Annotated in this window: 15 protein-coding genes; 9 read left to right on the top strand and 6 right to left on the bottom strand. The window is 41.2% G+C overall.

All coding sequences use genetic code 11. The annotated features are described in order from the left end of the window. Positions 1 to 18 precede the first annotated feature (18 nt). From QVE09_RS03445 to QVE09_RS03420, 6 genes are all read left to right on the top strand, one after another. Entirely contained in the window at positions 19 to 3,573 is a 3,555-nt protein-coding gene (locus QVE09_RS03445) for a DUF4132 domain-containing protein (protein ID WP_315935690.1), read from the top strand. A 4-nt stretch (positions 3,574 to 3,577) separates the two neighbouring features. After that, positions 3,578 to 5,410, top strand: a complete 1,833-nt coding sequence (locus QVE09_RS03440) for a hypothetical protein (protein ID WP_315935689.1) — start codon at positions 3,578 to 3,580, stop codon at positions 5,408 to 5,410. Beyond that, positions 5,397 to 5,675 carry a hypothetical protein gene (locus tag QVE09_RS03435; RefSeq protein ID WP_315935688.1) on the top strand — a complete coding sequence of 93 codons (279 nt, stop codon included), beginning with the start codon at positions 5,397 to 5,399 and terminating at the stop codon, positions 5,673 to 5,675. The genes QVE09_RS03440 and QVE09_RS03435 overlap by 14 nt, the downstream gene beginning before the upstream one ends. A gap of 220 nt (positions 5,676 to 5,895) precedes the next feature. Continuing rightward, positions 5,896 to 6,438 carry a sigma-70 family RNA polymerase sigma factor gene (locus QVE09_RS03430; protein ID WP_315935687.1) on the top strand — a complete coding sequence of 181 codons (543 nt, stop codon included), beginning with the start codon at positions 5,896 to 5,898 and terminating at the stop codon, positions 6,436 to 6,438. Between the two features lie 13 nt (positions 6,439 to 6,451). Then, positions 6,452 to 7,858 carry a hypothetical protein gene (locus tag QVE09_RS03425; protein ID WP_315935686.1) on the top strand — a complete coding sequence of 469 codons (1,407 nt, stop codon included), beginning with the start codon at positions 6,452 to 6,454 and terminating at the stop codon, positions 7,856 to 7,858. A 172-nt stretch (positions 7,859 to 8,030) separates the two neighbouring features. Then, positions 8,031 to 10,538: a WG repeat-containing protein gene (locus QVE09_RS03420; protein WP_315935685.1), complete on the top strand. Its 2,508-nt coding sequence runs from the start codon at positions 8,031 to 8,033 to the stop codon at positions 10,536 to 10,538. A gap of 152 nt (positions 10,539 to 10,690) precedes the next feature. Here the strand turns inward: QVE09_RS03420 and QVE09_RS03415 are convergent, their stop codons facing one another. Together QVE09_RS03415 and QVE09_RS03410 are read right to left on the bottom strand one after the other, a co-directional pair. After that, positions 10,691 to 11,164, bottom strand: coding sequence for a YbaK/EbsC family protein (locus QVE09_RS03415; protein WP_315935684.1), 474 nt, complete (start codon positions 11,162 to 11,164; stop codon positions 10,691 to 10,693). Positions 11,165 to 11,217: 53 nt separating this feature from the next. Then, entirely contained in the window at positions 11,218 to 11,775 is a 558-nt protein-coding gene (locus QVE09_RS03410) for a helix-turn-helix domain-containing protein (protein WP_315935683.1), read from the bottom strand. Between the two features lie 434 nt (positions 11,776 to 12,209). On the opposite strand from QVE09_RS03410, the gene QVE09_RS03405 reads away from it, so the two are divergent. The 3 genes from QVE09_RS03405 to QVE09_RS03395 all read left to right on the top strand — a co-directional run bounded on the left by QVE09_RS03405 (position 12,210) and on the right by QVE09_RS03395 (position 13,609). Continuing rightward, on the top strand, positions 12,210 to 12,365 hold the full coding sequence (locus QVE09_RS03405) for a hypothetical protein (protein ID WP_315935682.1): 156 nt from the start codon (positions 12,210 to 12,212) through the stop codon (positions 12,363 to 12,365). Between the two features lie 345 nt (positions 12,366 to 12,710). Next, positions 12,711 to 12,899: a hypothetical protein gene (locus QVE09_RS03400; protein WP_315935681.1), complete on the top strand. Its 189-nt coding sequence runs from the start codon at positions 12,711 to 12,713 to the stop codon at positions 12,897 to 12,899. Between the two features lie 311 nt (positions 12,900 to 13,210). Next, complete coding sequence (locus tag QVE09_RS03395) at positions 13,211 to 13,609, top strand: RDD family protein (RefSeq protein ID WP_315935680.1); 399 nt, start codon at positions 13,211 to 13,213, stop codon at positions 13,607 to 13,609. Between the two features lie 388 nt (positions 13,610 to 13,997). Here the strand turns inward: QVE09_RS03395 and QVE09_RS03390 are convergent, their stop codons facing one another. The 4 genes from QVE09_RS03390 to QVE09_RS03380 all read right to left on the bottom strand — a co-directional run bounded on the left by QVE09_RS03390 (position 13,998) and on the right by QVE09_RS03380 (position 18,134). Beyond that, complete coding sequence (locus tag QVE09_RS03390) at positions 13,998 to 14,315, bottom strand: hypothetical protein (RefSeq protein ID WP_315935679.1); 318 nt, start codon at positions 14,313 to 14,315, stop codon at positions 13,998 to 14,000. A 33-nt stretch (positions 14,316 to 14,348) separates the two neighbouring features. Then, on the bottom strand, positions 14,349 to 15,305 hold the full coding sequence (locus tag QVE09_RS03385) for a hypothetical protein (RefSeq protein WP_315935678.1): 957 nt from the start codon (positions 15,303 to 15,305) through the stop codon (positions 14,349 to 14,351). Between the two features lie 331 nt (positions 15,306 to 15,636). Beyond that, positions 15,637 to 15,801, bottom strand: coding sequence for an S-layer homology domain-containing protein (locus tag QVE09_RS31510; protein WP_397387009.1), 165 nt, complete (start codon positions 15,799 to 15,801; stop codon positions 15,637 to 15,639). Between the two features lie 515 nt (positions 15,802 to 16,316). Continuing rightward, positions 16,317 to 18,134 carry an ATP-dependent nuclease gene (locus tag QVE09_RS03380; protein WP_315935677.1) on the bottom strand — a complete coding sequence of 606 codons (1,818 nt, stop codon included), beginning with the start codon at positions 18,132 to 18,134 and terminating at the stop codon, positions 16,317 to 16,319. Positions 18,135 to 18,352 lie beyond the last annotated feature (218 nt).

Raw genomic sequence — 18,352 nt, 5'->3', positions numbered from 1 at the left:
TTCAAGGAGGAATGTGTAATGCTTACCGCAGACCGCGCAGTTGAAACTTTGGTGGAGAAATTCGCAGTAACTTGTTCAAACGAGTATTCATTAAAAACAGATCGAAGCTCCGAAATTATTGATTACGTCTTGGGAACGACAGACAAGTTTCCGGATATGTTGGGAAATTCGAGTCATTATGTGTATCAAACGATTGATCTGCTCATGAAACTCGCCAAAAAAGACGATGGAGATATCTTTTACCGTGCCGGGGCTATTGTAATATATCTGGAATCGACTTATTCCAAAAGAAATACATGGAGAACGGATGCCTTTACCATCTGTATGGGAAATGACTCCGAAGCCTACGGCTTAAGCGGAAAGAGCAAAAGCTCTGATCGCATGGGCGGGTTGTTGGCCCGGTTGGAGAAGATCAAACAGTTTGCAGGCGAGAACGAAATTCTGGCTGAATTGAAGAGTAAATTAAAACGCGCCCAGTGGCTTTTTGATTCCAAAAAAGCGGACAGCCAGGGGAATTATCGGGATGTCATTAATGCATTAATGCTCCTGCAACTATATTCGAAGCTGAGTGATACCCCTTCTCATGCAGAGGTTGAATCTTCTGCTCAATCGTTACCCGTGTTGTTTCAACATGTGATGGCTAATGATTCAGATCAGTTGCGGGACGAGCTACATTCGTTGATTGAACCTGTAGTGGTCAGTAATATTCAAGGGAAGCATAACGGATCTTCCCAAGAATTGAATGATGAATTCCTCAAAGAAAAGCGCAGTCGGCTCATAGCTGAGCTGTATCCCAATACGTCTTTCTCTTCAAAAGAGCAATGTTCAAACACAGTATTCCATCAAACTATGGTACTTGTGAGTGGTGCCTTGTTGTACCTGATTAACATTAGTGGAGGTAAACAACGGTTCCTTGATACGAATAATGAGATTGGACATGTTTTGCTTCACACAATACATCAATTACATGAGATTTATCCACTTGAAGTTCGCCGTTACTTGTTGAGTATGGACCCTAGAGCAAAAAGTCCAAATGATCTGCTTGCCGGACTTTTGCCTCTGGATGAGCCTTATCAGTTGGTTGAAATGTTGCGGGACGAGCTTAATTCGTACACGGTATCCTGGAACATGTTACAATCCGTGATCGCGAATCGTCCTGAACAAGCGATTCGAGCATACGAGATTATCAAACCGCCATTCCTCAAACTTTGCATTCAGAAATTCATGGAGGATCAAGGATTGACATTGCCTAATGCGGAGGGGTCACTGGAGCAAGCGGTATTCAACGCTCTTCGGCATCCTTTGGATGGGGGACGTCAAGGACTTGCAATTGCAAGATACTTAAGTGGGGAAAACACACTTGAGGAGTATTGGGAGGACCCGAATAGTCGAGGGTTGTTTAATCAACTGAATCGGGATAAGAAGCGTGTTCACAATCTCATTAGTATTAGTTTTCTGCCCTTGGACTCGGAGGCGATGCGCAGGTTCGCAATCCTGACTACTCATCCCGATTGGACACTGGATATTATCTCAGACATGTACAATTCATACGCGTTTAGTGGAGAGCAACTGCTTCAACGTTATGGGCAAGATCCTGAGGTGCAACGTGAGAAATTGCTAACCAGCCTGATCTCACTCAATGGCATGACCGACTACAGATACAAATCCATGCCGCATAACGAATACCGCCGAATCATTCAGCAGAATCTGGACTATGCACTGACACAGTACAAGAAACTGCCAACGGATACGCGCATTTTAATTCTGGAGATTACCTTTGAACAGCGTGATGAGTTATCGAAGAAAATATTGGCTGAAGCGATTCGTGCTGGACTGCAAGATTCGTCTAAGAAGGCCAACGGCGTGGCGTTAGCCGAATTCAACCGGTTACCTGATCAGGACTTGTATACGCTCGTATACCTCTCAGAGAAAAAAGTGGGAATCAAAGAGATGGCTTTGACCGCAATCCGCAGTCTGGAAAACAGCAAGGAGCTGTATGGTGAGCTTTTGAAGAAAGAGAAGGCAGAGGATTGGAAGAACCTGATTCAAATTCTGCTGGATACCGCAGATCTGAGCCCAGAATATGCTCATGCTGCGCTCGCTGATCAGGCAGATAGCAAAAAGCTGTCCAGATTAAGCTGGCTGTCCCTGAAAGACCTCCCTTCCCTGATGCGAACAGAGGACAATCAGCCGTTAGATGACCGAATTAAGCTTTATGTTTTGGTGCAATCGCTGGATCACACTTCAGGACCCAATGAAAGATTAAATGAATTACGGGACTATGTAAGTGAGGTATCACTCGCCCGTTTTGCAAGCGAATTGCTTCAGGTCTGGATTCAGGAAGGTGCCCCCGCGAAGGAAAAGTGGGTGATGTATGTTTCAGCACTCTTTGGCGATATTCAGATTGTAAATATTCTGGCTCCGCAAATTAAGGAATGGACAGAAAACAGTCGTGGCGCGATTGCAGCAGATGCTGTAAAAGTGCTCGCATACTTGAAAGATCCATCCGCTCTTATGGCGATTGACAAAATCAAACGTGGTGTGAAGAACCGCCAGGTGAAAGGTGCAGCAGAAGAAGCATTGCAGCTTGCAGCGGATAATATGGGACTTACCTCGGAACAACTGGAAGATCGGCTGGTCACCACGCTTGGTTTTGATGAAAAAGGAACCATGCAACTGAGTTACGGAGAGCGTTCCTTCCTGGTTAAGGTCAATGGCGATTTGCAAGTGGTTGTACTCAATGAAGAAACGGGCAAATCCGTGAAGAGTCTGCCTGCTCCTGCACAGAAAGACGATGCTGAATTGGCGGCACAGTCCAAGGCACGTTTCACACAGCTGAAAAAAGATCTCAAATCCATGGTTAACATTCAGGCGCAGCGTCTGGAAGAGTCATTGTCCAAGCAACGTCTGTGGTCTGCCGATGAGTGGAAAGCACTGTTTGTACAAAATGTAATCATGCAGAAATTTGCTGTTGGTCTGATTTGGGGAACGTATGAGGATGGCGCACTGATCAGCACCTTCCGTTATATGGAGGATGGCACCTTCAATTCTGTGGATGAAGATGAGGTTGATCTGCCTTCAGGTGCACAAGTGGGACTTATACACCCGTTGGAACTGGATCAGGCGACGCTTGAAGGTTGGACAACGCAGTTGGAGGATTACGAGATCAAGCAGCCATTTGAGCAACTGAATCGTGAAATCCATCAGCCAGATGATGAGGACAAGACAAAGAGTGAATACGATCATCTGCCCGAGTCTGATTTCTCGCCAACGGCTTTCCCCAAAGCACTGGAGAAATACGGTTGGATCAAAGGACCGGCTCAGGACGGCGGCTGGTATCATGAATTTTATAAAGAGTACGGAGATCTTGTTGCAGAATTGCAATTCAGTGGTACGAGCATCACGTATTACGAGGGATTGGATGACATTACCCTGGAATCCCTACATTTCTTCAAACCGAATAACAAGCAATATTATTACTATGGTGACAACAAATCCATTGCTCTGGGCAACGTTCCAGGTCGAGTGTTTAGTGAAACGATCTACGACATTCTGAGAGCAACGGGGCGTTGATGACGTGAGTGGATTCAAGGAGAAATTCCGGATTTTTTCGAAGCTGTGTACGGAGGATTATTTGATTCGGTATGCCAACAAGGGGTTGTACAAAAGGTCTTTGAAGGAGTTGGACAATGGTGTAAGTGTAACGTACACATGGAATGCATCATCTGTGAGTTGTCAGCTCAGTGACGGGACACTATGTACGCTTGAAAATACGCTGGATCATTGGGAATGCTCCTGCCCGGCCGATCATATCTGCAAGCATGTGCTGATTGCAATTCTGTATGATCAACGGGAATATACGGCAGAGGATTCAATGAATGCAGACGATAAGCATGCGCTGGATAAGGACTCAGGGATATCGGATAATGATCCGTTGGACGTACCAAAAAACGTATCAGTAACAGAATCAGTAACAAACTTAGTATCAAATGTGGACGATCCAAGCAAAATTCCGCATACAATATCACGTGAGATCGAGTCTCGCTTCCGCTGGATGACGGAGTCTGACCTTACCGTGTTAATTAAATCGTATAGTTCTTCCATGATTGAGGAAGTTGTTTTCCGCTTAAAGTACCCTGAAGAGGTGAAGATCATCGAAGATTCACTTCTTACGGTACAGCTGACAAGTCAGCATATTGAGGTGTCTTTTACCGAAGAAGCGAGCCTTGCAAAAGCTCTTTGTAAAGTGCCGCAGACTGCCGGGAAGATGGCCAAGCTTGAAGCTTTGTTACGATATCGGAACTTTAAAGGCCTGGATGACACGGATGCATTAAGTGGACGGGTATACGAAGCCAAGTTCTCTCTTCAGACAGTGCAGGAATGTCGGGGTATGCTGGCAGGAATGTTGAAGACAGGACTGGCCCGCCTTCCTCAGTCCTATATGGCACAACTGGAGACTTTGGCAATTGCTGCTCATAGTGGTAATCTGCCTGACATAGAACGCAGTTTACGAGGGATTCAAGGGGAACTACAGTTGTTTTTTAACAGACATATACGTTTCTCCATGCAATCCATGTTGGGTCGGGTAAGCAAGCTGTATCTTGCACTCCAGGTTCTTGAAGAAGAAAAGGTATCTGTCATTCAGCAGAGTCAGCTCATTGGCAGTTTTCGAAGTAAATACTTTACGGTGCCTTCACTTCACCTGTATGGACTGGGAGCTGACGCGTGGGAGACACGATCCGGTTTCCGTGGAATCACCTATTATTTCTATTGTTTCGATGATGAGGAAATCTACACCTATAGCGATGTACGTGCTGTATATTATGATGATCAGCAGTTCTCGTATACAGAGCATTATGGTGCATTCACACCATGGCTGCCTAATCTGACTTTTCGCCAGTTCGTCGGTGAAGAAGTTCAATTCCATTCCGTTAAAATAAATGAAGAACGCCGGATCTCTTCCGGTGAAGGTGCCAAACTTGCGATTTTGCCACGAACGGGTGTGGAAACGTTGAATTTGGGCAAAACCATGCAAGACGTAACGTCTGTACTTCAAGAGGAATCGCGAACATTCGACTTGTTTGCTGCTCCCAAAGAACGATTGGCTGTGATCAAAGTTGCTCGAATTGTGGACCATAACTTTGTCAAACAAACGCAGGATCTGGTCCTGACGGTTGAGAGTGCCGAAGGAGAACGTTTGGCACTTACTCTCCCGTATTCAACTGATTGGCAAACGATGATCCAAAGGCTGGAGTCAGGATATGGTTCCCAATCGCTTGAACACTTCTATGCCTTTGTGCGTGTGGAACCAAAACGGATTAGCCCAATCAGTTTCCTGAAGGGTCAAACGGTGCTCAGTCTGAAACTGGATATCGGTAATGGGAGGATGGGCAGACTTGGAAGAATATAATCAGTTTATGCAGAGAATTAACGGTTGGTCAGAAGAGTTGCTCCTGCGTGGGTTATCCCAGTTTACGATCCGGGATATTGAGGTGCTTGAGCAGCTCACAGCGGAATCCTCGCGGTTGCAGATGACTTTCTTGCATGAGTTGTTGAATCAACTCATCAAGGAAGGGCGTAGCGTGGCTCTTGGACAAGGTAATGAAGAGTTTCTGTTATTTCAGTATTGTCGTCTCACCCAATATGTGCAGCTCAGTGTGCAAGAAGAGGCGTAATATTGGTTAGTATTCCAAGCGAAGGCACATGAAGCGATATGATGTAATAAATAAGATGTATTATAGAAGATAAGAAGATTTGCAGAAGGCGACAAGGCCACTGCAAATCTTTTTTTATCGTGGAGTAAGTAAAAGTCATTTGTTAAACGAATATAGGTAGGTAGCACGGATCAATACGAGCATTCGTGATATGAGCATAGAAGGGAGGGTACATGTAATTGTGGAAGAAGAACAAATACGGAAGGCAGTAGCGGATCGTGATCCTGAGGCCATGGAATGGGTGATGAACCACTACGCAGGTTTGTTATGGAAGATTGCTCATTCCATCCTACATCATGCATCGGCAGAAGAGATTGAAGAATGCGTAGCAGATACATTTTTTTCTTTTTGGCAGAATCCGGATGCATTCCAGTCTGGGCGAAGTAGCCTGAAAAATTATCTTGCAACAATCACAAAACATAAAGCGATTGATCGCTACCGGAAACTCAATCGAAGAACTGAGCTTACATATGAAGAGGAGATTCATTCGGTGCAAACGGATGATTTGTTGGTTCAGATGATCAGTAAAGAGACATATACGGAACTTAATCAAATGATTGAATCTTTTCCAGAACCGGAACGTGAGATTATGAAACGTCGGTTTTATGAAGGACAGAGACCCCATGAGATATCAGAAGCATTGTCCCTACACGTTAGGCAAGTCCATAACAAGCTTTATCGCTCCAGGCAACGATTGAGGACATGGTGGATGAACAGGAAATAAAGGAGGCGATCAAATGCGAAAATCCGAGAAAGAATTCACTGAGCAGAACCTCTTTAATATTAAAAAGTTGTTCTATGATAAATTGGCGATGAATGAACCACCAACCGTTACGAGATCAGATTCATCATTTTATCCACCAGTATTATATCCATCCGCACAGACCAAGAAGTCCATGAATCAAAGAAAAAGGTATCGCAAAGCCATCTATATTCCTGTAACCGCTGCGTTATCGTTATGTCTGGTTACAGGGGCGGCTGCATCCATGGGGATCATTGACTTGTCTTCTGTCTTTCATGTTATAGGTGTAGATCGGATTGGCATTCTTCAGCCTGTTCACCAGGTGAGTGAAGATCAAGGGATTCGAATGGAGGTTATAGGTGCTGTCAGGGACGGAGATACAACGGAAATCTATGTTTCATTATCGGATCTGACTGGGCATCGCATTGACGATACGTTGGATGTATATGATTACAGAGTAACCGGAGGTAATGCAAACAACGCTCAGATTATTCATTATGATCATGTGAATAAAACGGCTATTGTCCGATTCCTCATTCAAGGAAAAGTCAGCAAAAATCGGATTACCGTTCAGATCAATACGCTGATGTCGGGTGCATCTCGACAAGATGGTTACATCGTACAAGTGGACTGGGAGAAGTTGCTACAAGAAAAGCAAAACAATAACTATGATATCGTGGATCAAGATCGTATAAGTGGCTTGGGAGGTAAAACCGATTTTCAATTGGAAAATGATCCAATTCCGGTACTGCATCAAGATGTAACGAATATCCCCGTTTCCGGTATTGATTGGATGCATATTTCCAATATAGGTTTTGTGGAGGGCAAGTTACACATTCAGATTAATCCGAATAATGAGATAGGCGAGTATAATCATGGATATTTCTACTTCACGGATGAGCAAGGTCAAAAGCTGGATATACCTGAATATTCCGTTAGTTATGGACATTATATGAAAGATGGGGTTGGGTATGGAGGAGATTATGAGGAGTTTGTGTATGATCTGTCCTCTGTTGACCAATTAGATAAGCTCAGACTCCAAGGCAGCTTTACGAGCATTAGTGAAGTTGTACAGGGGAATTGGAAAACTACTTTTAACTTGAGTCAAAATGCTTTGAGCAAAACAGGAAACATTCAGCTTGATGCAAATGGAGCCTCACAGGCAAATGTAACTCTTTCCTCGGTTGGCGTCACGCTTACAGGTGAGGCACTGAGCAAGATTCGGGTGGAGGACTTGAGTATTGAAGTTCACCTCAAGGATGGTACAAAGTTGTCTGGCGCATCCGGTTTCCTCCAGCTGGATCAGGATCTCATTAAGTGGATATCCCCTAAGACCATTCTGGTGAATAATGTGAGCTACTTGCTAATAAATGGAGAGAAAGTGACTTTGCTAGATGAATAATTAAAAGGTGAATCAAAAATCGGGGGATAAGTGCAATCAGAAGGTTGTTCTGTCATCGGAGTGGTAAGTGTGAATATTCTTTAGTTCAACTTATATAAAATGAATTACATGTCATATCCCGATTTATGACGCATACCATTAGGCGAATGCGGTCATAAGGGAGGAAACTGAGATGTCCATGAGCGAACCGCTGTTAACGCAAATTGTGAATCAACATATTCCGGCTGGTGCAACGGTCGTCACTATTGATAAACCTGTTCAACATCCAGCGATCTATGCGGCAGATCTTACCGGTGACGGTATGCCGGAGATTGCTGCAGTCTATCAGTTGAATGGTGAGCTGTATTTGCTCATTCTGAAATTTGTTCAAGGACATTGGATCAAGATGGCACTAATTAAGGGATTGGGGTATGGGGTGACTTTAATGACTGCAGCCCCTGTAACTTCAACGGCAAGGAACAATCTCATCATTGGTTGGCGGATTGGATCTATTTGGTCTAAGCTTGCTGTATATGAGTGGACTGAATCAGGGCTCAAAGATCTGGCGCCTGACGATCTATATTATAGCTATGCAGAGATTATAGATATGCCTGGTCCGCATGGTCGAGATGGTAAGGTGGAGATTGCACTCTGGATACATGACACAGGTGAAGCCTATCGTGTAGAGATTATCCGATGGCAGAATGGGAAATGGGTTCCTGCACCGGACGTATATGCAACCTATTATCCCAAAGTGGTGCAATATTACGAGCAACTAACCCAGCAATATCCTGATTATATCTTCTACTGGTATTACCTTGCGGACGCTCAGTACCATGCAGGTCAGTATCCGGCAGCACTCGTTTCAGTTCAGAAGGCACTCAGTTTCCCGGAAGCATATCCTTCCAGAGAGGTACTACAGGAGCTGGAAAAGAAAATTAAGCAGGCGATGGTCCCTATAAGCCATACCCGGGTAACGACATGGTTATATCCCATCTCCGTTCGAACCACGAATGGGACGCGTTGGGGGTATATGGATGCCCAAGGTCACATTCGGCTTGAGCCGGTTCTGGATGACGCGCAGGAGTTTCAGCCCAATGGATTGGCTGTAGTAGTGAAGGATGGTCATGCTGGCGTAATTAATCTTCAGGGGCAGTATGTCGTTCAACCTGTATACGATTCCATCAATTCCTTTTCTGAAGAACGGGCGATAACCATTGATTCTCAAGGATTTAAGATGATTAATGAACAAGGTACAGTCCTAACCAAACGGGCGTACCCGTATATCTCGAGTATGAAGGACGGCCGAGCTTTGTTTTACGATTCAAACCCTGGTCAGGCAGATGGATCGGTGAGTCTGTATGGTTATCTGGATGCTTCGGGCAATGAGGTGATTCCTGCGCAGTTCGCTTCGGCGAATGATTTTCAAGATGGCAAAGCGGTTGTGCAGATTAAGGACAATGAATATGCGCTTATTAATCGCAATGGACATCGGCTCGCGACGTATCCATATGCCTATGTGGGACCACTAGGGGATGGACTGCTCGCTTTTCAAAAAGAAACATCGGGCAAATATGGGTACATCGACGAACGGGGTAATATTCGCATTCAGCCCAAATTTTCATCGGCATTTCCTTTTAGCGGCGGGCAAGCGATTGTTAATACAGCAGAGGATTACAAATCGAACTATGGTGTCATTAATACGCAAGGATCATTTATCATTCAACCCGCGTATAATGACATCCGTGAACTAGGCGAGCATCGTTATGCGCTGGGGCAAGCAATTAATCCGGAACAGCCTTATATTGGCTCTGTATACGCGATTGCAGATACCAATGGCAGAAGACTTACGGAGTTCCTTTATCGCGAAGTGGGCAATTACAAAAACGGCCTTGCTTCCGCATCGGATGGCAGACAAACCTATCTGCTGGATCTGAGTGGAAGACCTGCCGCCGGGTATCCCCATGTTGAAGGTTCGGGTACGCTGGAGGTCGTGGCACCAGATCTGATTAAGGCGTATGTAGACCAGCGTTTATCGTATGTGAATCGGGCCGGACAGATCATCTGGCGGCAAAATACAATCGTTCCACTTCATCCGCCGTACCGTGTACGCGAAGAGAAGTATAAACCGAACATGGACTATCTCGTATATTATCCACAGGTGGAGGGATTAACGAACCAAGCGGAGCAGCTTGCGCTGAATGCCAGGTTGAAGCAACTCTCCCAGGTTAAACCGATCCCTGCCGATCAACAGCTGGATTATACGTATACAGGGGATTTTGATATTACGTTCTATCAGCAGCAATTGTTGCAACTGCAACTCACAGGTTACAACTACCCGGCTGGTGCAGCGCATGGTATGCCTACGATGATCTATGCGATCATTAATCTGACGAATGGTCAGTTGTATGAGCTGAAGGATTTATTTAAACCGAATAGTGACTATGTAAAAGTGTTGAGCCAGATTGTGGGGGATCAGATCAAGAATGATCCTCAATACTCGTATGTGTTTCCGGACACCTATACGGGGATTAGTGCGGATCAACCGTTTTTTGTCACAGCGGATGCTCTGCATCTCTACTTCAATCCATATGATATCGCGCCCTATGCGGCAGGGTTTCCAACGTTTACGATTCCTTTTGTTCAGATCAAGGATATCATTAATACAGAAGGTTCGTTCTGGAAAGCTTTCCATAGTTGATTGAGGGTACGCCAACATTTTAACGAAAATATACGCTAAGGACGTTAAGGCGCAAAGACAGCGGATTTTTCTGCTTTAAGCAAATGTTCGCTGATACTTAGCGTATAAAACAGTCAAAATGTTGGCGTTACCCCATATAGAACTACTATAAATCAATCATTCCATCCTTTACATACATCAATCCACTCTGAATAACTAGAGTATTTTTCTAATTGTTTTATTGTAAGTTCAATAGCACTATTGCTACTCCCGCAAGCTGGATAGATTGTCTCAAAACGTTTTAGAGATATATCTAGATAAACAGAAACATCATTTTTGATAGCAAATGGACAAACACCTCCAATGGCATGACCAACCATATCAATGGCTTCCTCAGGAGAAAGCATTTTTGCTTTTGTTTTGAAATACTCTTTGAATTTTTTGTTATCCACTTTTGCATCCCCAGCGGCAACTACTAAAAAAGCTTGTCCATTCACCATAAAAGAAAGTGTTTTTGCGATTCTCCCCGGCTCACAACCTAATGCAGATGCAGCTAAATCCACAGTTGCACTAGATACTTCAAATTCGATAATTTCAGAATCCATACCATATTGTTTAAAAAACTCTTTTACTTTTTCAATTGCCATAATCATCACACCTCATTTTTAATTATTTCCTAGAAGATCATAGATGAAACTTGCTATGTTCTTGGGTTAAAAATCATGTTGTAAATGACACATGGTTCTTGATAGGGATTATTATAGGAATGAAAAACATTAGCACGAAAGCGGAGTGCTTGATTTTCTTTTAGAACAATTTTTTTTGTGTTGACTACCAGCTCTAACATACCTTGTACCACAAAAACATATTCTTCCACACCATCAAGGTGCCTTTCAGATGGATGGTGACATCCAGGATCAAATTCGATATAAAATATTTCAACGTTACGGGTAGGGTCAAAAGGAAAAACAGGAAATGCTCTCATTTTTCCATCATTTTCAATGATAGCGTCTTTGGACCGTGTATCAACCACATTGCACTCATCTTCTAGCTCTTCCAATAATAAAGATAAAGGAACTTTTAAGCCCACTGCGATTTTCCAAAGAGTTGTAATCGTTGGTGAAGACTGTCCTCTTTCAATCTGTCCAAGCATAGGCTTACTTACATCAGTAAGTTTAGAAACATCTTCAAGTGTAAGATTTCTAGTTGCTCGTATTTCTTTTAACCGTTCTCCAATAGTTAATGCTGGCGATTGCATTGCATCACTCCTTTTGTATGTTATAGCATTTTAAAACATAATATAACATGCAAACAGTTGGATTCAAAAGGCGACAGTAGTACCGCTTATTAACGACATTACATTTATCGATTAAAATCCTGTCGCCATCATCGATGGCGGCATTTTTCTGCTTAACCACTTCACATATTTATCCATACTAAATGGAAAATATTACGGGAGTTACAGATCAAAGAAGTCATATTTATCTATACAAGTAAAAGTGAACGGATCCATGAGGCGAATGAGGTAGATAAGTAGATAAGGTAAATGAAGTAGATAAGGTAAATGAAGTCAATAAGCTTAATGTGGCTAATGAACTGACATAAAAGGAGAATGACAACAATGTTTAAACGAATTCCTGTATGGGCTAGCTCCTCAGAGGGAACGACTCAAGCGACGACGGCGGTAAATAGATGTCGCTTGAGGCTCTGGCTTCGGTCAATCCGGATCGTTTGCTGTTGATGGAGAATAGTGAGAACAAGATGGTCGATAGTAAGGTGTGGAATAACATGAACGCAGTGAAGAATGAAAAGATCTATAAAATCTCTAATGTCGATAGGCCTATGTGAAATATGTAATTTGTTCGAAATCATGTAACTTGAGCGGTTCTGGCTGCGTTTAGACATTGGGGTGATCTGATGTTGGTGAACGCGGTTCAACGTTACATGGTATTAGTGTGTATATTTATTGGGATAAGCTTAACGGCTTATATCGTTCTTGAAAGGATTGAAGGGTACCATATTGCAACGACAGAGTATTACGGCTTACGTAATGCAGGGGGAGTAATATATATTTTATCGCTCATCCTGGGATTCGGGCACTATTTAGTCGCTTTTTATGTTGTTATTATTAGCCCAATATCATGGTTTCTGCGGAAATATGTATGCTTTCCTATGGTGAGAACTTTCATCTATATGATCGGGTTTGGATGGGGCGGGTTGTGGGTTTTTGATCTCATGTACAGTCCATATTTTGTGAATGGATACCATCTGAACCGAATGACATCGATATGGATATTTGCCATCGCCGGTTTAGTCTATGCCATTGTGGAGAATAAGATTTGGCGAAGAGGGCAGATGCAGAACGAACAGAAGGCTACTTAACAAATGTTGAGTAGCTTTTTTGGTTTACATAATTATTATGGTGTTTTCATTGGAGACTCGGAAGCTAAATACAATATTAGAAACTATGTAAGAGTAAGTAGTGAACATGAACAGCGGCTAAGTTAATTCGATAGTTTGTTGTAAAATTCACAAAGAGTGCCAGTGAGAAGAACTAGGAGTTTTATCGTAAAAAGGTAAAATTTTCTGTTATACTATTTGAGTTGTGTACATAAAGTTAGATATTTTAATGAAGGGAGTTCATGAAGTAAATTAGCCATTTAGTTTAAAATTGTAGTTTGGAGGAAAGCATTTTGTATAAAGCAGGTTTTTGGATTAGATTAGGAGCAAATGTGTTGGATAGTCTTATTATTTCAATTCCGTTAGTGATTATTGCAGGTGTGCTTACGGGTAACTTTGATACGGATGAGCCGATTGCCAAGCTACTTAGTGCGTTATATTCAATTTTATTACCAGTTTACTGGTATGGTCGAACCATCGGAAAACGTATATGTGGAATTCGAATCCGTAAGTACGATACACACGAACCGCCAAAAATTGGTACGATGCTGATGCGAGTTGTTGTGGCTGGAGTTGTGTACGTATTAACTTTGGGTATAGGAATTATCGTGAGTGCTTTTATGGTCGGTATGCGTGAAGATCGACGTGCAATTCATGACTTCGTAGCAGGAACAGAAGTAGTCTGGGATTAACTCGGAGATAAAGAATTGGCTGTACAGGAAAAAAAATCACTGTGCAGCTTTTAAATCATTAGAACTGTTTCACAAAACTCGTATTTTGTACATATGTATTCATTAGAGTTTGGTCATTCAGCGGCTAGCTTTTTCTTGTTATCTGAGACTTAAATCTCAACAAGTTCACTCTCAGTCTCACCCTTATTATTTTAATACTTGCTTCTTAAATGAATGTGATGATGATGTTATTAAATAAAAAAACAAAAAAAGCACACAATTATCCCTATGTTAGGATATTTTGCGTGCTTCGCAATTTTAAATACTATTCAGTTAACGATACTCTAACATTAATTAAATTGACTTTCAACAAATGTTGAATTAACTCAATAATGCAAAATGTATCTTTTTATTGATTGAGTTTTTCAAGTGTTAGTAAATCACCAATCTCAATACAACCTCTTATCCAACCAAAATGACTACCTTCAGCACATACCTGCAGTCCAATATTTGGAACGTTAGTATTAAAACAAACTTGAGCAGTATCCAGATCGCCATTATGAACGAGATCCCTATAATTAACCCTTAACTGTGCTTTAAAGGATATCAAAGGGGGATCATAAGTGAAGTATTTAATCTCAACGCTTGCTCTTCCTGGCACCCTAAATAAACTACTTAGACGTTCAGAAATTTCATAGCTGATATTGTTGCCAATTAAACTCACCATAATACTCTCCTCAATATATCTAGATCCCTGAGTCTAGGTTTGTGGTACCGTACCAATTACTTTATCAAAAATGTCTTCCGTGATTTGTCCAATAAAATAATCTCCATCCATGCCTTTAGATCCGGATTGCCCACTTTCACCGCGTTGGCCAACTTCACCAGTACTTCCATCACTACCCTCACCTCCGCAATAAGGTAGTGCATCATTCCCTCCAGAGCCTCCAGAACCACCAAGTCCACCTTCACCAGCAGAACCTCCAGAACCCCCTTCACCACCAGAAACAAGGATTCTAAATTTTTGACCTATGGTTTCAGATGTTTCACTTACAGAGATAATGTTAACAATCCCTCCAATGCCGCCTATTCCTCCAGTACCACCCGTTCCTCCGTTACCACCTGTTCCACCATTCCCTCCATCACCAGCTCCACTTAAACACGTGAACGCGCCTTGTTCGGCATCACGGCCTGAAGCACCAGCTCCACCTTTACCCCCTTGTTGCCCATTGCCTCCTTGTCCCCCAGCCTGACCACTGAAATCAATGAATGCTCCTGAACTAGGCACTTTAGCAACGATAATGGTTAATGTGGGTGCATTGTTTCCTGTTATTCCAGTTACACCTTGCTCACCTTGTCTTCCCTGTGCACCATTAGAACCAGTTCCTGAACCGTCCTCACCTGAAGGTGCTTGTCCACTCGTAGCTGCTTGTGGTGGAACGGAATCATGTTCCCATATTATATTCCCTGTTGCGTTCATATCTTCACTTACTAATTCCTCTGTTACAATAAAAAAACTATTTCGACGGCTCTGGGCTGCTTTTGTAAAAACAAGTTGCGCATTAGGCTTAAAAACAACACGTTTGGCTTTGATATACCATTCGTCAAAATTCGTGGTATTCTCAACAATAAATTCAGGAGTAAGTTCCATAAATACACTTGCATCAGCAGCTTCTTTTAATAATGCACCTTTTGTTGCATCTGAAATTTGAGACATCGATAAACAACCCCTTTACAGAATTTGAAACAGAACTATTATCACAATATTAATTTACAAATATTCATGAAAATGCTGGTAAAAAACACAAATGAACAACTAGATGCAAAATTCTTCCCTGCGACCTTACACGCTATATGTTACATTAAGTTACTCAGGATCAACTTTAAAATCGCTTAATGCTTTTAGACTTCGATCATCATTTTTCTTGGTATGGATGAAACGCAAGAATAATCGTTCGATTAAGTTCTTCGATATGATAGTTCAACAAAAAAAGAAGACACAGAGTAGCATGTGCCTTCAGAAGTATAAGTTTAGTAATCGAACGATTTTATAATTCCATATTCGGATTTATAGCTAGACGAAAACGATAGATCATAACTGCTGCTTCAGCTCTTGTCAGTCCATTTTTAGGACGGAATGAATTGTCTGGATACCCTTGTACAAACTTCTGTTCTGCCGCGATTTTCACATCTTCAGCTGCCCATGTCGCAATATACAGCTTCGAATTTAAGTAGTCACTAATACAACTGGTATATCCTTGGTCACCTTCATGGGCTTCGAATTGATAGAATGTATCTCCGTGTTATAAGAACTATCAATAAACTCTTCAAGAGCTCACTATCAATTTTAATAATGTACAAAACGCATTTAGAAGACTTTTCACATTCAGCTTCTACTCCCCTGTCGTATTGGTAAGGTTATGGGTTGCTCAGTACCCGCCTGCTGATGTGATGATGATGTTGTGAGTGAGTGAAAAGATTATAAAAAAGCACGCAGATTACCCCCAAGGATAATCTGCGTGCTTCGCAATTTTTATAGTGATTCAGTTATGGTTAGTGTACCATTAATTAATCTATCTAATCAATATTCTAACATTCATCATTAAATTCTGTTTATTGATAGTTGCCTGTTCTGAACAAAGGAATTCACGCCATATCAACACTTTAGAATGGGAGAAGTATTCACCTGATACATAGTTCCTTCGTACCCCCAACTCCAAATGGAACGTTAATTCTGTGCCTTATCTATAAAATCGAGTAACCTTTCCATCTTTTCTTCAAGGTCCAAAACAATGAAGTCTTCCTTCTGCCATAATGATGTGACATGATTAGCAATATCAATTTTATCCACTTGTGAGGATATATTTTTAATGACAAATTCTCCATAGCTACTATCGAGTTGTTCTTTAGTTAGATACATTTGTGCAAAAAACTTATCAAAAGAGTCTGCACTTGTGAAATTTTGATCAGCGATGGAAGTATTATTAGGTTCTGGTAATTTCACAGATTTACCTTCAAAAGTGAGCCTCTTTCGTTTTTCCATTTTATTAGCAAATACATCTTCAAAAATAGGTTTCGGAACGTAGTTTTCAATCTCTCTTCCTGCTGTAATCCATTGAAATACATGTGATTGTAATTCTGTTTTCTCATTTAACCTTGCTTGAATTTGTTCTACACGATTTTTTAACTCTTGTCGCTCCTCTCCCAAATCACTATCACAAATAATGGCTGAATAGCGACTTATGTTCATAATATCAATAAGGGTATCTGCATGCCTATCATCTTCCGATAAGTCATCTGCAAGTAATATTCCATAGTGACTTAGTAAAGCGCCACCATAATAAACAAAACTGTAGTGTTTTCCTTCTATATATTTCTTTTTTCTCTCGTTTCCTTTCAATTCTATCCATTTATTTAAATAGATTTTATCACTTGGTCCCTCCACCCAAATAACAAAGTTTGACATTAACAGTTGTGAGGGTTTTACGCCCATTTCATCAAGAAGTCTGTGAGTATCAAGTCTTTTAGTACATAGTCTAGCAGCAGTTGAACCATCATCAGATCTATAGAATGCATGAACACTCCACTCCTTAGAAATAAGATCTAGTATTGAGGTTGAGTGAGTTAAAAAAAAGTAGCGAAAATTTTTAAATGCATATTCTTCTTCTAAAATTCGCATAAGCAGTGTCAACGCTTGGGTATGCATATTCAATTCAATTTCTTCAAAAATTATATTTTGACGGTGTTCTGGGACATTCGTATACAATGCTGAAAGGATAGTCACAAATTGGAATACACCTAAGCCAAGATCATTTAAGGAAAATTCCTTTTTTGAACCGTTACGAATTAGCATAACGATGAATTCTGCATTCTCCGGCTCAAATACAGAATAAGTATTGTAAAATAGCCTTTCATGCTTAATTCTCGACTCAATAATTTCCCTTATTTCATCTGAATCTAAATCTTCAATTTTTTTGTTTTTTAAGGATAACTTTATGCTCAATTCCACTTTTTCATTAAGTAGAATGGAGAGATGTTCAGACATCTGAGCTTTATAATATGTATACCACTTATAATTCTCTACTGCTCCTTGGGCAATTTGACCCGTTATTGGCTTCCCATCCATCATGGGTTGAAAGTACCCAACCGAGTTGTTTGATCCTAATCCTCGGTTATCAGAAAAAATCCTAACATGATTTGACATGAAATCACCAAATTCAGATTGTGGAATTCCTTCTAAAATGAGATGTTCATTTTGCATATGCTGAATATATATTTTTTTCTCATCCTCATGAGATTCGCCTTGGAAATCAAATTCAGCATAAAAAAAGGGATTTGTTTGATCCCACGCATTATTTTCTGGATCAATGTCAATTGAATTAAATAAAGATCTGGTTCTTAAATGCTTTATAAAACGGACTAAGTTAGACTTACCAACGTTGTTAGGACCAATGAAAAAATTCATTCTTCTAAATTGTGTTAGGTTTACTCCTTCATCGTTCGAATATGATCTGTACCCTCTTAATGAAATACCTTGTAGCCACATATATTTCCTAGCTCCCTTGTTGTAGATTCTCTTAAATGAAACTGCAATATTCAATAATTATCTTGTTCACCCAATACTTTATCTACCACTCAAATAAATATAGTATTTAAATCTACTGATATCAATTTTTATCATCTTTATCTGTGAACATGTTATTTATAATCACTTTTCTTTAAGGTTGAGAAAGAGTTCATCAAATAGAGTGAAATATATGGAAC

The organism is Paenibacillus sp. ClWae2A (assembly GCF_032452295.1).
Lineage (GTDB): Bacteria > Bacillota > Bacilli > Paenibacillales > Paenibacillaceae > Paenibacillus.
Note: the sequence above shows the minus strand (reverse complement) of the source record. Positions and strands in the feature narration are given on the sequence as shown.

Excerpts from the sequence above, each read along its gene's own strand:
- QVE09_RS03445 (WP_315935690.1), top strand. The coding sequence starts at position 19 with ATGCTTACCGCAGACCGCGCAGTTGAAACTTTGGTGGAGAAATTCGCA.
- QVE09_RS03425 (WP_315935686.1), top strand. The coding sequence starts at position 6,452 with ATGCGAAAATCCGAGAAAGAATTCACTGAGCAGAACCTCTTTAATATT.
- QVE09_RS03420 (WP_315935685.1), top strand. The coding sequence starts at position 8,031 with ATGTCCATGAGCGAACCGCTGTTAACGCAAATTGTGAATCAACATATT.
- QVE09_RS03415 (WP_315935684.1), bottom strand. The coding sequence starts at position 11,164 with ATGGCAATTGAAAAAGTAAAAGAGTTTTTTAAACAATATGGTATGGAT.
- QVE09_RS03410 (WP_315935683.1), bottom strand. The coding sequence starts at position 11,775 with ATGCAATCGCCAGCATTAACTATTGGAGAACGGTTAAAAGAAATACGA.
- QVE09_RS03405 (WP_315935682.1), top strand. The coding sequence starts at position 12,210 with ATGTCGCTTGAGGCTCTGGCTTCGGTCAATCCGGATCGTTTGCTGTTG.
- QVE09_RS03400 (WP_315935681.1), top strand. The coding sequence starts at position 12,711 with ATGATCGGGTTTGGATGGGGCGGGTTGTGGGTTTTTGATCTCATGTAC.
- QVE09_RS03390 (WP_315935679.1), bottom strand. The coding sequence starts at position 14,315 with ATGGTGAGTTTAATTGGCAACAATATCAGCTATGAAATTTCTGAACGT.
- QVE09_RS03385 (WP_315935678.1), bottom strand. The coding sequence starts at position 15,305 with ATGTCTCAAATTTCAGATGCAACAAAAGGTGCATTATTAAAAGAAGCT.
- QVE09_RS03380 (WP_315935677.1), bottom strand. The coding sequence starts at position 18,134 with ATGTGGCTACAAGGTATTTCATTAAGAGGGTACAGATCATATTCGAAC.